This window comes from Mycobacterium sp. Dal123C01, assembly GCF_052566995.1.
Window position 1 is genome coordinate 62,422 of sequence record NZ_CP199580.1, and the last position, 14,736, is coordinate 77,157.

Below are 14,736 nucleotides of genomic sequence, written 5' to 3' on the forward strand. Positions count from 1 at the left end.
GCTGTTGGCACCATGGCTAGGTGAGCACTCGTGACCCGCTAGGCCGGTTCAGCGCGATCACGCGCGAGTGGTTCGACAGCACCTTCCCCGCGCCGACCAGCGCGCAGGCCGCCGCCTGGGACGCGATCGCCGACGGCAACAACACCCTGGTGATCGCGCCGACCGGATCCGGGAAGACGCTGGCGGCGTTCCTGTGGGCCCTGGATAGTCTTGCCGGCTCGACCGAAAGGCCGGCTGGCACCCGCGTGCTCTATGTGTCCCCGCTCAAGGCGCTGGCCGTCGACGTCGAGCGCAACCTGCGCACCCCGTTGGCGGGGCTCACCCGAATCGCCGAGCGGCATGGTCTTCCCGCTCCCGACATCAGTGTCGGGGTCCGCTCCGGCGACACCCCGCCCGCGCGTCGCCGCCAACTCATCACCTCCCCACCCGACGTGCTGATCACCACCCCCGAGTCGCTGTTCTTGATGCTGACCTCGGCCGCGCGCGAAGCCCTGGCCGGCGTGCAGACCGTGATCGTCGACGAGGTTCACGCCATCGCCGCCGGCAAGCGCGGCGCACACCTGGCGGTGTCGCTGGAGCGGCTCCAGGACTTATCACAAGACCTCCGGGAAGGGCGGCCCGCCCAGCGCATCGGATTGTCGGCGACGGTGCGTCCACCCGAGGAACTCGCGCGGTTCCTGTCCGGACACGCCCCGACGACGATCGTGGCTCCCCCGTCGGCCAAGTCGTTCCAGCTCACCGTGCAGGTGCCGGTGCCCGACATGGCCAACCTGACCGACAACACCATCTGGCCCGACGTCGAGGCTCGCCTGGTCGACCTGATCGAAGCGCACAACTCGACCATCGTGTTCGCCAATTCGCGACGGCTGGCCGAGCGACTTACCGCACGGCTCAACGAAATTCACGCCGATCGTAGCGGTGTCGAGCTATCCACCGAGTCCAATCGGCGGGTACCCGGCGGGGCGCCGGCGCACATCATGGGCAGCGGGCAGACCTACGGGGCGGATGCCGTTCTGGCCCGCGCCCACCACGGTTCGGTCAGCAAGGAGCAACGCGCCCTGGTCGAGGAGGACCTCAAGCGCGGACTGCTCAAGGCGGTGGTGGCCACCTCCAGTCTGGAACTGGGTATCGACATGGGGGCCGTCGACCTGGTGATTCAGGTGGAGGCACCGCCCTCGGTGGCCAGCGGTCTGCAACGCATCGGCCGGGCCGGCCATCAGGTCGGTGAGGTCTCCCGCGGTGTGCTGTTCCCCAAGCACCGGACCGACCTGATCAGTTGCGCGGTCAGCGTGCAACGGATGCTGGCCGGACAGATCGAGACGATGCGGGTGCCCGCCAACCCGCTCGACATCCTCGCGCAACAGACCGTCGCGGCGGCCGCGCTGGAGCCGCTGGACGCCGACCGGTGGTTCGACACGGTGCGCCGCAGCGCGCCGTTCGCGACCCTGCCTCGCAGCGTGTTCGAGGCCACCCTGGACCTGTTGGCCGGTAAGTATCCGTCGACCGAATTCGCCGAGCTGCGACCGCGGCTGATCTACGACCGCGACACCGGCACGCTGACCGCCCGGCCCGGTGCGCAGCGGCTGGCCGTCACCTCCGGCGGCGCGATTCCCGATCGTGGGATGTTCACCGTCTACCTGGCTTCTTCTGTTGAAGAAGCCGAAAAACCCTCGCGAGTAGGGGAACTCGACGAGGAAATGGTCTACGAGTCACGTCCCGGCGATGTCATCTCGCTGGGGGCCACCAGCTGGCGGATCACCGAGATCACCCACGACCGGGTGCTGGTGATTCCCGCCCCGGGCCTGCCGGCCCGACTGCCGTTCTGGCGCGGCGACGACGTGGGTCGCCCCGCCGAGCTCGGCGCCGCGCTGGGTGCATTCACCGGCGAAGTGGCCGGCCTGGACCGCGATGCATTCGGGACACGTTGTGCTGCATTGGGTTTCAATGACTATGCGACCGACAACCTGTGGGTGCTGCTCGACGACCAACGGACCGCCACCGGGACGGTACCCACCGATACCACTCTGCTGGTCGAGCGATTCCGCGACGAGCTGGGCGACTGGCGGGTGATCCTGCACTCGCCGTACGGGCTTCGGGTGCATGGACCGCTCGCGCTGGCGGTGGGGCGGCGACTGGCCGAACGCTACGGCATCGACGAAAAGCCGACCGCCTCCGACGACGGCATCGTGGTGCATCTACCCGACACCCTCGAGGAAACCCCCGCCGGCGCCGAGCTTTTCGTCTTCGACGCCGACGAGATCGACCCCATCGTCACCGCCGAAGTGGGTGGCTCGGCGCTGTTCGCGTCCCGGTTCCGGGAATGCGCGGCGCGTGCGCTGCTGCTGCCCCGCCGCCATCCCGGCCGCCGCTCGCCGCTGTGGCACCAGCGCCAGCGCGCGGCCCAATTGCTGGAAGTGGCCCGCAAATACCCCGACTTCCCGATCGTGCTGGAGACCGTCCGGGAATGTCTGCAGGACGTTTACGACGTCCCGGCACTGGTCGATTTGATGACCGGCATCGCTGCGCGCCGGATCCGGGTGCTCGAGGTCGAAACCGCCAGGCCCTCACCGTTCGCGGCGTCGCTGTTGTTCGGCTACGTCGGCGCGTTCATGTACGAGGGCGACTCCCCGCTTGCCGAGCGCCGCGCGGCGGCCCTGTCGCTGGACAGCACGCTGCTGGCCGAGCTGCTCGGCCGGGTCGAGCTGCGCGAGCTGCTCGACACCGACGTCATCGCCGCGACCGGACGCCAGTTGCAGCATCTGTCCGCCGACCGGGCCGCCCGCGATGCCGAGGCGGTCGCCGATCTGCTGCGGCTGCTCGGCCCGCTGACCGAAGACGAGGTCGCCGCGCGAGCCGAGGCCGCCGACGGCATCGATATTGGAGGCTGGCTGGAGGGGTTGCGCGCCGCGCGGCGCGCGCTGACGGTGTCGTTCGCGGACCGCAACTGGTGGGTGGCCATCGAGGACATCGGCCGGCTGCGCGACGGGGTCGGCGCGGCCGTCCCGCCCGGCGTCCCGGCCACGTTCACCGAGCAGGTGGCCGACCCGCTGGGAGAGCTGCTGGGCCGCTACGCCCGTACCCGCACCCCGTTCACCACGGCCGAGGCCGCCGCCCGCTTCGGACTGGGGCTGCGAGTGACGGCCGACGTGCTGAGCCGGATGGCCAGCTCAGGTTCTTCGGGAGGCCGGCTGGTGCGCGGCGACTTCGTCGCGCCCGAAGCCGCCTCCGGCGGGTCCGGCGGCGTCGGCGGCGAGCAGTGGTGTGACGCCGACGTGTTGCGGATTCTGCGGCGGCGTTCGCTGGCGGCGCTGCGCGCCCAGGTCGAGCCGGTCAGCACCGCCGCCTACGGGCGGTTCCTGCCCGCCTGGCATCACCTGGGTACCGCAAGCGGCCTGGACGGTCTGATGGCGGTTATCGATCAGCTGGCCGGCGTTCGGATACCGGCGTCGGCGCTCGAGCCACTGGTGCTGGCGCCGCGGGTCCGCGATTATTCGCCGGCGATGCTCGACGAGCTGCTGGCGGCCGGGGAGGTCACCTGGTCGGGCGCCGGGTCGATCTCGGGTAGTGATGGGTGGATCGCGCTGCACGCCAGCGATTCCGCTCCGCTGACCTTGGCCGCGCCTGACGAGATCGACTTCACCGATACCCACCGCGCGATCCTGGACGCGTTGGGCGGAGGCGGCGCGTACTTCTTTCGCCAACTCGCCCAGGACGGGATCGGCGAAACGACGCTCAAAGATGCCCTGTGGGAGCTGATCTGGGCCGGCCGGATCACCGGCGACACCTTCGCCCCGGTGCGCGCACTGCTGACCGGCACCGGGGCCCGCAAGCGCTCGGCCCCCGCGCACCGCACCCGCCGGCCGCCCCGGCTGAGCCGGTACAACGTCGCGCATCCCCACGCTCGTACCACCGACCCCACCGTGGCCGGCCGCTGGTCGGCGCTGCCGGCTCCGGAGCCCGATTCCACCCTGCGCGCCCACTACCAAGCCGAGCTGCTGTTGAGCCGCCACGGCGTGCTGACCAGAGGCGCGGTGGCGGCCGAAAGTGTGCCAGGCGGATTCGCCACCCTCTACAAGGTTCTGAGCACATTCGAAGACGCCGGCAGGTGTCAGCGTGGGTACTTCGTCGAGTCGCTGGGCGGCGCCCAATTCGCCGTCGCCTCGACCGTCGACCGGCTGCGCAGTTACCTCGACGGTGTCGACCCGGAGCGACCGGAATACCGGGCGGTTGTACTGGCCGCTGCCGACCCGGCGAACCCGTACGGCGCCGCATTGCCCTGGCCCGCCGCAACGAGCGCGGGCTCTGATGCTGGGGCTCCTGGGGCACGCCCCGGCCGCAAGGCCGGCGCGCTCGTGGTACTGGTCGACGGCCAACTGTCCTGGTTCCTCGAGCGCGGCGGACGATCATTGCTGACATTCACCGACGATCCCGGCGCCGACCACGCGGCGGCCCTGGCGCTGGCCGAACTGGTCACCGCGCGGCGCGTCGAGTCGATACTCGTCGAACGCATCAACTCGGTGCCGGTGCTGCAGCCGCTCGCCGGCGGGCCGAGTCCCGTCGCCGCGGCACTGTCGGAGGCCGGCTTCGCCCGCACCCCCCGCGGATTGCGGCTGCGCTGAACCATGCCCGAGGGTGACACGGTCTGGCACACCGCCGCGACGCTGCGGGAGCACCTGGCCGGCCAGACGTTGACCCGCTGCGACGTCCGGGTGCCGCGATTCGCCACCGTCGACCTCACCGGCAACGTGGTGGACGAAGTGCTCAGCCGCGGCAAGCACCTGTTCATCCGGGTGGGGCGGGCCAGCATTCACTCGCATTTGAAGATGGAGGGCAGCTGGCGCGTCGGCAACCGCCCGGCGCGGGTGGATCACCGGGCCCGCATCGTGCTGGAAGCCAATGACGTTCGCGCCGTCGGCGTGGACCTCGGAGTGCTCGAGATCCTCGATCGCGACCACGACGGCGAGGTGGTCGCGCACTTGGGGCCCGATCTGCTGGGCCCGGACTGGGATGCCCGGGTCGCCGGCGCCAATCTGGCCGCAGACCCGGACCGGCCGATTGCCGAGGCGCTGCTGGACCAACGTGTGCTGGCCGGGGTGGGGAATGTCTACTGCAACGAGCTGTGTTTCGTCAGCGGACATCTGCCCACCGCGCCGGTCAGCGCGATCGCCGACCCGCGTCGTTTGGTCTCCCGAGCCCGGGACATGCTGTGGGCCAATCGCTTTCGTTGGAATCGCTGTACCACCGGCGACACTCGCGCCGGCCGGCAGCTGTGGGTCTACGGTCGCGCCGGGCAAAATTGCCGTCGCTGCGGGACATGCATCAACGTCGACGACACCGGTGAGCGGGTGGCCTATTGGTGCCCGTCCTGTCAGCGCTAAATCTGTTTGGCCTCAGTCAATCGCGGGCGTGCGCCAGGAAAAACTGCGCAATCGCTTCCGATCCGTCCAGCGCTCGCGTGGTCGCTCCGATAACCGCCTTGGGCAGATACTGCTTGCCGCCCGGCCAGGTGTGCCCGCCGTTGTCGATCTGATAGAAGACCACCTCGGTGGACGCCGCACACGCCGTTGAGTCATAACGGTGCACGACGGTGCCGTCGCCGACGTTGGGCAATATCTCTGCCACCGGATCGCCTTCGCATCCGTCGACCGAGCGCCACTGGTCCACCATGGTTTTGGCCGAGATGGAGTGGCTCAGCCCGCCGCGACCGCGTACGTCCCCACCATTGAAATGCACCAGGGGATCGGCGGTCCCGTGCGCCTCCCACACCGAAACCGGCTGTGACGGATTGCATGCCACGCCCATGCCCAGCGTGCCCGCCACGGGCGCGATCGCGGAGAAAACATCAGCACGATCGCAAGCCAGCCTGTTGGACATGAAGGCGCCGTTGGACATTCCGGTGGCGTAGACGTGGCCGGGGGCGATGTTGTAGTCGTTGCGCAGCTTGGCGGCCAGCCCAACCAGGAACCCGACATCGTCAATGTGACGGCGATCTGCGGGCGATGCCCCCCGTCCGTCGGCCCAGCTCTTGTCGTAACCGTCGGGGTAGACGACCAGAAGATTGTGGGCGTCGGCGACGGCATCGAAGTCGGTCAGACCCCGCTGACCCTTTCCGCTGCCGCCGCCGCCGTGCAGGCTGAGCACCAAACCGACGGGATCACCGGGCGGCACGTGCATGAGGTAGGTCCGGTCCATGCCGCCGGATCGGAATGTCCCGGACAGATCGCGAGGGGCGGCCGCCGATACTTGCCGCACGCCGCAGCCGACAAGGCAGACCGCCAGCAGCGCCAGCGATAACCATCGTTCGTACGGCATGGGGTCAAATTACCGACCGCGCTTGCGGAGCGATCAGGACGGGCGCCCCATACCCGTACCCGCGCTGAAAACGGACATGTTCACCCGTTCTTCAGACTCGTTCGCGTTGGCAACGATCGCGATATGCGCGATGATGAGTAGCGTGAAAATTGGCAAGCCCGGCCCCCTACACATGCCGTCAGGTACCCGGCTTGTAGTTGCGATGGCCGCGTCTCTCGGTGTGCTCGGAGCAGCCTTAGCCCCTGCCGCTCACGCCGATGCTAGCGACGACAAATTCGTACAACTCCTGATATCCGACGGCATCACCCATGACTCGGTCCCGGCCGCGATCAGTGCAGCTCGCAAGGTCTGCCAGTACATGGACGAAGGCATGACGCCCAACGAGGTCGTCGTCGACGTGATGAACAGCAGTAGCTTGCCCGACTACGACGCCGGCTACTTCGTCGGCGCGGCAATCCGCGCCTACTGCCCGAAGTACCTGCCACCGGCGCAGCCGGCACCCCCGCCGCCGCCCCCGTCCTAACGCCGACGGGCGAGCCGTCAACCTTTAGCCTCCGCCTGAGTGTAAAGTTTAACGCCAGGTAAACAAATGGAGGCTTGGAAATGATCACGAAGCTAATAATCGGCGCGGCAGTCGTTCTCGGTGCGACCGTTGGGCTGGCAGCGCCGGCCGGTGCAGACATTGCGTTCAACCAGTTGACCTGTACCTGCGGGGCACCGCCCCCGTTAGCCAGTCCACTGGTCGCGGATCGCATCAATCAGGGAATTCTGGACGCCGAAACCCGCCAACTGCCAGGCGATTGAGGTCAGCCCGCTATTTCTCGGCGGCTGACGAACTCACGGTGCGATCCGGTGAACGGATCGTCGAACTCGATGCGCTGTGCCAGCAATCCCAGCGGAGTGCTGAAGTCATCGGCGGGTACATCAATCACCTTGGGGTACAACGGATCACCGACGATCGGCAACCCCAGCGACGCCATGTGGACGCGCAATTGGTGAGTGCGCCCGGTGCGCGGCGTCAGCCGGTACCGGCCATCGGGAGATAAAAGCTCCACCAGCGTCTCGGCATTGGGCACGCCCGGCTCGATGACCGCCTGCAGGTGGCCACGGCGTTTGACGATGCGGTTTTTCACCACCCGCGGCAGCACCAGGGCCGGATCGACCGCCGCGCGGGCCAGATACGTTTTGCCCACCAGACCGCGGGCGAACAGCATCTGATAGGCGCCCCGCACCTCGCGCCGAGTGGTGAACAGCAGCACCCCGGCGGTCAGCCGGTCCAGCCGGTGGGCGGGGCTCAGCTCTGGCAACGCTAGTTCCTTACGCAGCCGCACCAGGGCGGTCTGCGCGACGTGACTGCCCCTCGGCATGGTGGCCAGAAAGTGTGGCTTGTCCGCGACCACGATGTCGTCGTCGCGATGGAGCACCGGGAGGTCGAACGGCACCGGAACCTCATCAGGCAGGTCCCGATACAGGTAGACACTGGCCCCGGCCGCCAGCACGGTGGCCTCGTCGATCACCACACCGTCGGCGTCGACGACCTCTCCGGCCAGAACCTTCGCGCGGGCCAGCTCGCCAAACCGCGCGGTCAGCTCGGCCAGCACTGTCCCGCCGTGCAGCCGTACCCGCGCGGGCCCCAATCCGTCGCGCACCGGAAGCGGTGCGGGCCTCAATTGAGGGGAACCGGCTCGAGGATCTCGGCGCGCGCTTCGGGCGCGCTGGCCCGCAACTCGTCGGCCGACACGTCGTCGGGCTGGGCCTGTGACAGGATCTCGGCCTCTACCCGTGCGGTGTAGTTGGCGACCTCACGATTGACGTCCCCGGCGCTCCACCCCAGCACGGGAGCGACCAGCTCGGCGACCTCCCGAGCGCAATCGACGCCGCGGTGCGGGTATTCGATGGAGATCCGCATCCGGCGGGCCAGGATGTCCTCGAGATGCAGGGCACCTTCGGCGGCAGCGGCGTACACGGCCTCCACCTTCAAGTAGCCCGGCGCCTCCTTGATTGGGCTCAGCAGGTCCGGACGATCGGCCGCCAGCGCCAGCACCTCGTCTATCAGCGAGCCGTAGCGGTCCAGCAGATGACGCACCCGGTACGGGTGCAGGCCCACCAGTTCGCCGACGTGTTCGACCTGATTGATCAGGGCGAAGTAGCCGACGGCGCCCAGCAGGCTCACCTTTTCGGTGATCGACGGCGCAACCCGGGCCGGGACGAACTGCACCGCCGTGTCGATCGCGTCGGCGGCCATCACCCGGTAGGTGGTGTACTTGCCGCCGGCGATGGCGACCAGACCGGGCGCGGGCACCGCGACGGCGTGCTCCCGGGACAGCTTGGAGGTTTCCTCGCTCTCCCCGGCCAGCAGCGGCCGCAGCCCCGCGTACACCCCGTCGATGTCGGCGTGGGTCAACGGGGTTGCCAGTACCTGGTTGACGGTCTGCAGGATGTAGTCGATGTCGGCCTTGGTGGCCGCGGGATGGGCCAGGTCGAGATTCCAATCGGTATCGGTGGTTCCGATGATCCAGTGGCTGCCCCACGGGATGACGAACATCACCGACTTCGCGGTGCGCAAGATGATCGCGACGTCGCTAACGATCCGGTCCCGCGGCACCACCACGTGCACGCCCTTGGAGGCACGCACCTGAAACCGGCCGCGCTGCTTGGACAGCGCCTGGATCTCGTCGGTCCACACCCCGGTCGCGTTGACCACGACGTGGCCGCGAACCTCGGTGATCGAGCCGTCTTCGGAGTCGCGCACGCGGACCCCGATCACCCGGTCGCCCTCGCGCAGCAGCGCGACCACCTGGGTGGAGCATCGGACGACCGCGCCGTAATGCGCCGCGGTGCGCGCGACCGTCATCGTGTGCCTGGCGTCGTCGACAACGGTGTCGTAGTAGCGGATCCCGCCGATCAAAGAGCTGCGCTTCAGCCCCGGGCTCAACCGCAGCGCGCCGGCGCGCGTCAAATGCTTTTGCGCGGGAACCGATTTCGCGCCGCCGAGGCTGTCGTAGAGAAAGATGCCCGCCGCGGTGTAGGGACGCTCCCACCACCGATGGGTCAGCGGGAACAAGAACGGCAGCGGCTTGACCAGATGCGGCGCCAGCGTGGTCAGCGACAGCTCACGCTCATGGAGCGCCTCGCGCACCAGCCCGAACTCGAGTTGCTCGAGGTAGCGCAGCCCGCCATGGAACATTTTCGACGAGCGGCTCGAGGTGCCGGAAGCGAAGTCGCGCGCCTCGACCAGGGCGACCTTGAGCCCGCGCGTGGCGGCATCCAGGGCGCACCCGGAGCCCACCACGCCGCCGCCGATCACCACGACGTCGAACTGTTCGGTGCCGAGTCGCTCCCAGAACGCGGCGCGTTGCTGCGGGCCGAGCATGGAAACCGGATCATTCACGACGAAGGACTCCTCACTGGGGAATTCGATGTCCGTGTTACTCGTCAGTAGGGCGTGCTCCACTAAGGCTAGTTCGTCGGGTGCCGGACGCGTCGCGGTCAGTCCAGATCGTCGTGTGCCATCAGCCGTCGAGCGGCCTCGGTGATCGAACCGGACAACGACGGGTAGACGGCCAGCGTCTGCGCCAGCTCGTTGACGGTGATGCGGTTTTGCACGGCCACGGCGATCGGCAGGATCAGCTCGGAGGCGATCGGCGCCACCACCACGCCGCCGATGACCACGCCGGTGGACTTCCGGCAGAAGACCTTGACGAAACCCTGCTGCAACCCCGACATCTTGGCGCGCGCGTTGGTCCGCAACGGCAACGTGACCGTCCGGGCAGGCACCGAGCCGTCGTCGATCATGGTCTGCGGCACCCCGACGGCGGCGATCTCGGGCCTGGTGAACACCGTCGCGGCGACCGTGCGCAACCGGATCGGGCTCACCCCTTCGCCCAGCGCGTGATACATCGCGATCCGGCCCTGCATGGCCGCGACCGACGCCAGCAGCAGCAGACCGGTGCAGTCGCCGGCCGCATAGATTCCGGGCACCGAGGTGCGCGAGACCCGGTCTACCTTCAGGTAGTCGCCGCGCCCCAGCTCGATGCCGACGCGTTCCAGGCCGAGCCCGCCGGTGTTGGGCACCGACCCGATGGTCATCAGGGCGTGACTGCCCTCGACGGTGCGGCCGTCGGTGATCGTCACCAGGACACCGTTGTCGGTGCGGACCACCGATTCGGCTCGGGCGTTCTTGAACAGCTGCACGCCGCGTTCGGCAAACGCCTCTTCCAGGACCAGCGCGGCGTCGGCGTCCTCGTAGGGCAGCACCCGGTCCCGGCTGGCCACCACCGTCACCGGCACGCCGAGCTCGGTGTAGGCGTGCACGAACTCGGCGCCGGTGACGCCGGAGCCCACCACGATCAGGTGCTCGGGCAACGACCGCAGGTCGTAAAGCTGCCGCCAGGTCAGGATGCGCTCGCCGTCGGGCTGGGCCGACGGCAGCACCCGCGGGCTGGCGCCGGTGGCGATCAACACGACGTCGGCCTCGTGTTCGGTGACGGTGCCGTCGGCGGCGGTCACCTTGATGTGGTGCCGGGCCAGGCCGGGCGTGGAGTCGCACAGTTCGCCCCGGCCCGCGACCAGACGCACACCCTGGGCGAGCAGCTGGGCGGTGATATCGGCGGACTGCTCGGCGGCCAGCGCCTTGACCCGCTTGTGGATCCGCGGCAGCGAGATCTTCGCGTCGTCGATGTCGATGTCGAAGCCCAGCCGGGGTGCCCGCCGCAGTTCGGTGCGCAGCCAGGTCGAGGCGATGAACGTTTTGGACGGCACGCAATCGTCCAGCACGGCCGCGCCGCCGATGCCTTCGGAGTCGATCACGGTGACGTCGGTGGTATCGGGGTGTGACGTGGCGGCCACCAGCGCGGCTTCGTAACCGGCCGGGCCTCCACCGATGATCACGATGCGGGTCACCACGGCCCTAACCTATCCGGACCACGGCACCCCCCGCACCCCGTCGAACCGTCGGATGAATACCGAGTGACCATCCGCCGTTTAAGCTTTCTGCGTGCCGATCTACGCCGCCTACGGGTCGAACATGCATCCGGACCAGATGCAGAAGCGTGCACCCCACTCCCCGATGGCAGGAACGGGCTGGCTGCACGGGTGGCGGCTGACCTTCGGCGGCGAAGACATCGGCTGGGAGGGAGCACTGGCCAGCGTCGTCGAGGATCCCGACGCCAAGGTGTTCGTCGTGCTCTACGACATGACGCCGGCCGACGAGATGAGCCTGGACCACTGGGAGGGCTCCGAGTTCGAAATTCACAAGAAGATCAGATGCCGGGTGGAGCGCCTCTCGTCGGACACCACCACCGATCCGGTGCTGGCGTGGCTCTACGTTGTCGACGCCTGGGAGGGCGGACTGCCGTCGGCGCGGTACCTGGGCGTGATGGCTGATGCCGCCGAAATCGCCGGCGCGCCAGCAGCATACGTCCATGACCTGCGGACTCGGCCGGCCCGCAACATCGGCCCGGGGACTACCGCGTAGGCGGAGCCCAGTACATCCTTGACGGAACCGGCGGCGTCGTCCATCAATTCGAAGAGCCGTTCCTGAGCTGCCCCGTTGGCCACTGTCGCGGCTGCCTGCGCCTCGAGAATCGCCTCGTTGATGCGCTGCGCGACCGTTTCGGCGCCTAACAGCAGCAGATCGTCCTTGATCTGCAGACCGGTGAGCCGTTGGCGTCCGTCGACGGTGACGGCGACGGTCAGGGCCTCGTCGGTGCCCCTGAACGATCTGGCGTTGAGCGCAAACAGCTGCTGGTCCACTGCGGACTGAATGTGCTGTGCGTGCCGCAACACGTCATGGAACTCAGTGGTCATGTGTCGTCCAGCTCCTTGAACCCGGGACTGTAGTCAACTGCCTACAGTGCGATGGACGGAAGTGTAGACACATGACTACACTGAGTGCAAGCCCCTCAACTAGTGCCCCAACGGGACCGACCGGACGGCCTGGTCTTTCGGGCATTTCGGCAGCACAAAGCAGCTGGTGATCTTCGTGGAGATGGGACGGCTCACCGTCCCGCATTGAGCCGCTTACGTCGCAGAGATTGCGGCCGACTGCTCGATGATGTTGACCATCACCCGCAGCCCGATCGCCAGGGCCCGCTCGTCAAGGTCGAACGTCGGCTGGTGCAGATCCAACTGCGGCCCCTCACCCGACCACACGCCCAGTCGGGCCATCGCGCCGGGAATCTCCTCCAAATACCAGGAGAAGTCTTCGCCACCGCCGGATTGCCGGGTGTCAGCGGCCACGTCGGGGCCGACGGCTTCGATCGCGTGGGTCAGGATGCGGGTGGAGATCTCCTCGTTGACCACCGGCGGCACCCCGCGCCGGTATTGCATCGTGTGTTCGATCGCCAGCGGCGACAGCAAGCCCGTCACGGCCTCACGGACGAGCACCTCGAGCCCGACCCAGGTCTGCCGGCTGGCGGTACGGATGGTGCCGGCCAGCACACCGCTCTGCGGGATGGCATTGGGGGCCACACCGGCATTGACCGCACCCCACACCAAGACCGTGCTGTTGCGCGGGTCGATGCGGCGGGACAGCACCCCGGGCAGTCCGGTGATCAGCGTGCCGAGCCCGTAGACCAGGTCGGCGGTCAGGTGTGGTCGGGAGGTGTGCCCGCCCGGCGAATACAGCGTGATTTCCAGCTGGTCGGCCGCCGAGGTGATCGGGCCTTGCCGGACCGCGACCTTGCCGACCTCCAGCCGTGGGTCGCAGTGCATGGCGAAGATCCGCGATACCCCGGTCAGGGCTCCGGCGGCGATGGCGTCGATCGCGCCGCCGGGCATCAGCTCCTCGGCGGCCTGGAAGATCAACCGCACCCCGACCGGCAGCTCCGGCACCGACGCCAGCGCCAGCGCGGTGCCCAGCAGGATCGCGGTGTGCGCGTCGTGCCCGCAGGCGTGCGCGACGTTGGGCATCGTCGAGGCATAGGGTGCGCCGGTCCGCTCGGCCATCGGCAGCGCGTCCATGTCGGCCCGCAGCGCGATCCTGGGCTGATGTTCCGGCCCGAAATCACAGGTCAGTCCGGTACCACCGGGCAGCACCTTGGGGTTCAGGCCCGCGTCGGACAACCGCTCGGCGACGAATTGTGTGGTGGCGTACTCCTGCCGCCCCAACTCCGGATAGCGGTGGATATGCCGGCGCCACTCGACCATGTCGTCGTTGTGGGCGGCCAGCCACGACTCGGCGGCGTCAACCAGGCTCATCTGCCGGCCCGGCGTTCCACCGCAGCCAATACCCGGTCCCGTTCGGCGCTGTCCTGGGCGAGGTGAACGACCGTGCGCGCCAGCATGACCGCGCCCTCGACCACCGCGCGGTCGGCGCTCGGACCGGCGGCGGCAGCGGCGAACGCGCGCTGGTGCACCGTGGCGCCACCGGCCTCGACACCGATCACCGGGTGAATGCCCGGCAGCACCTGCGTCACGTTGCCCATATCGGTGCTGCCCATCGGCAGCGCCGCCTCGATTTCGGGTGCGACCGGCTCACGCCCTAGCCGGCGCATCTCGTTGCGGCAAACCTCGGCCAGCCATCGGTCGGGTGTCAGCTCGGCGTATGCCGGTGACGGCGTGTTGATTTCGTATTCGCAGCCAGTGGCCAGCGCGCCTGCGGCAAAGCACGCGAACATCCTGCCCTCCAGCTGCCGCAGCGACTCAAGTTCGGCCGCCCGCATGGCGTACTGCAATGTCGCGTGGCCGGGGATGACGTTGACCGCCTGTCCGCCGTTGGTGACGATCCCATGGACCAGCTGGCCGGGCGCTAGTTGCTGCCGCAGCACGCCGATGGCGACCTGCGCGACGGTGATGGCGTCGGCGGCGTTGACGCCCAGATACGGGGCGACGGCAGCATGCGATTCCTTGCCGCGGTAGTCCACGACCACCTCGGACAAGGCCAGCGAGCGGGCCGCGGCGATGTCGGTCGGCCCGGGATGCAGCATCACCGCCAGAGCGACGTCGTCGAACGTCCCCGCCTCCAGCAGCAGTGCTTTGCCCCCGCCTGCCTCCTCGGCGGGCGTGCCGAGCAGGGCCACGGTCAGGCCCAGCTCATCGGCCACCTCGGCCAGCGCCAGCGCGGTCCCGACCGCCGACGCAGCGATGATGTTGTGGCCGCAGGCGTGTCCGATCTCGGGCAGGGCGTCGTATTCGGCGCAGACGCCGACAACCAGCGGTCCGCTGCCGAAATCGGCGCGGAACGCGGTGTCCAGGCCACCGGGTGCCGGGGTGACCTCGAAGCCACGCTCGGCCACCAGTGCCAGCGTTTTGGCGCAGCTCCGATGCTCGGCGAAGGCCAGCTCAGGTTCGGCGTGGATTGCGTGCGATAGCTCGACAAGATCGACGCCACGACGCCGCACTGCGTCCTCGACGCTGTCCAATGCGGTGTTGGTGGGCATCCTCGCAGTATCTCACCGACCGAAGCCGCGGCTGACCGCCCCG

At 68.6% G+C, this 14,736-nt stretch carries 10 protein-coding genes and 2 pseudogenes; 5 read left to right on the plus strand and 7 right to left on the minus strand.

Features of this window, described 5'->3' with window-relative positions:
- Positions 1 to 20 precede the first annotated feature (20 nt).
- Positions 21 to 4,619, plus strand: coding sequence for an ATP-dependent helicase (locus tag ACTXG5_RS00265; RefSeq protein WP_445161804.1), 4,599 nt, complete (start codon positions 21 to 23; stop codon positions 4,617 to 4,619).
- A 3-nt stretch (positions 4,620 to 4,622) separates the two neighbouring features.
- Positions 4,623 to 5,378, plus strand: coding sequence for an endonuclease VIII Nei2 (nei2, locus tag ACTXG5_RS00270; RefSeq protein ID WP_445161805.1), 756 nt, complete (start codon positions 4,623 to 4,625; stop codon positions 5,376 to 5,378).
- 16 nt (positions 5,379 to 5,394) lie between these two features.
- Here nei2 and ACTXG5_RS00275 read toward each other — a convergent pair whose 3' ends face one another.
- Entirely contained in the window at positions 5,395 to 6,312 is a 918-nt protein-coding gene (locus ACTXG5_RS00275) for an alpha/beta hydrolase family esterase (RefSeq protein WP_445161806.1), read from the minus strand.
- Positions 6,313 to 6,514: 202 nt separating this feature from the next.
- Here ACTXG5_RS00275 and ACTXG5_RS00280 point away from each other — a divergent pair, with 202 nt between their 5' ends.
- Both ACTXG5_RS00280 and ACTXG5_RS00285 read left to right on the plus strand, forming a co-directional pair.
- Positions 6,515 to 6,835: a DUF732 domain-containing protein gene (locus ACTXG5_RS00280; RefSeq protein ID WP_445161807.1), complete on the plus strand. Its 321-nt coding sequence runs from the start codon at positions 6,515 to 6,517 to the stop codon at positions 6,833 to 6,835.
- Between the two features lie 80 nt (positions 6,836 to 6,915).
- Positions 6,916 to 7,116 carry a hypothetical protein gene (locus ACTXG5_RS00285; RefSeq protein WP_445161808.1) on the plus strand — a complete coding sequence of 67 codons (201 nt, stop codon included), beginning with the start codon at positions 6,916 to 6,918 and terminating at the stop codon, positions 7,114 to 7,116.
- A 2-nt stretch (positions 7,117 to 7,118) separates the two neighbouring features.
- On the opposite strand, the gene ACTXG5_RS00290 is transcribed toward ACTXG5_RS00285, so the two are convergent.
- The 3 genes and pseudogenes from ACTXG5_RS00290 to ACTXG5_RS00300 form a co-directional block, all read right to left on the minus strand.
- Positions 7,119 to 7,982, minus strand: coding sequence for a pseudouridine synthase (locus ACTXG5_RS00290; RefSeq protein WP_445161809.1), 864 nt, complete (start codon positions 7,980 to 7,982; stop codon positions 7,119 to 7,121).
- Positions 7,979 to 9,685, minus strand: a complete 1,707-nt coding sequence (locus tag ACTXG5_RS00295) for a glycerol-3-phosphate dehydrogenase/oxidase (protein ID WP_445164623.1) — start codon at positions 9,683 to 9,685, stop codon at positions 7,979 to 7,981. The genes ACTXG5_RS00290 and ACTXG5_RS00295 overlap by 4 nt, the downstream gene beginning before the upstream one ends.
- A gap of 54 nt (positions 9,686 to 9,739) precedes the next feature.
- Positions 9,740 to 11,217 (minus strand): annotated as a pseudogene (locus tag ACTXG5_RS00300) (NAD(P)H-quinone dehydrogenase); the annotation flags it as partial.
- A gap of 91 nt (positions 11,218 to 11,308) precedes the next feature.
- Between ACTXG5_RS00300 and ACTXG5_RS00305 the strand changes: the two are divergent.
- The gene (locus ACTXG5_RS00305; RefSeq protein WP_445161810.1) at positions 11,309 to 11,788 is read left to right on the plus strand and encodes a gamma-glutamylcyclotransferase; all 480 of its coding nucleotides are present in this window, start codon (positions 11,309 to 11,311) and stop codon (positions 11,786 to 11,788) included.
- A 68-nt stretch (positions 11,789 to 11,856) separates the two neighbouring features.
- Here the strand turns inward: ACTXG5_RS00305 and ACTXG5_RS00310 are convergent.
- The 3 genes and pseudogenes from ACTXG5_RS00310 to ACTXG5_RS00320 form a co-directional block, all read right to left on the minus strand.
- A pseudogene (locus ACTXG5_RS00310) lies at positions 11,857 to 12,120 on the minus strand (YbaB/EbfC family nucleoid-associated protein); the annotation flags it as partial.
- A gap of 213 nt (positions 12,121 to 12,333) precedes the next feature.
- Entirely contained in the window at positions 12,334 to 13,512 is a 1,179-nt protein-coding gene (locus tag ACTXG5_RS00315; RefSeq protein ID WP_445161811.1) for a M20 family metallopeptidase, read from the minus strand.
- Positions 13,509 to 14,693 (minus strand): M20 family metallopeptidase, encoded by a 1,185-nt coding sequence (locus tag ACTXG5_RS00320; protein WP_445161812.1) that lies wholly within the window; start codon positions 14,691 to 14,693, stop codon positions 13,509 to 13,511. The genes ACTXG5_RS00315 and ACTXG5_RS00320 overlap by 4 nt, the downstream gene beginning before the upstream one ends.
- Between the last annotated feature and the right edge of the window lie 43 nt (positions 14,694 to 14,736).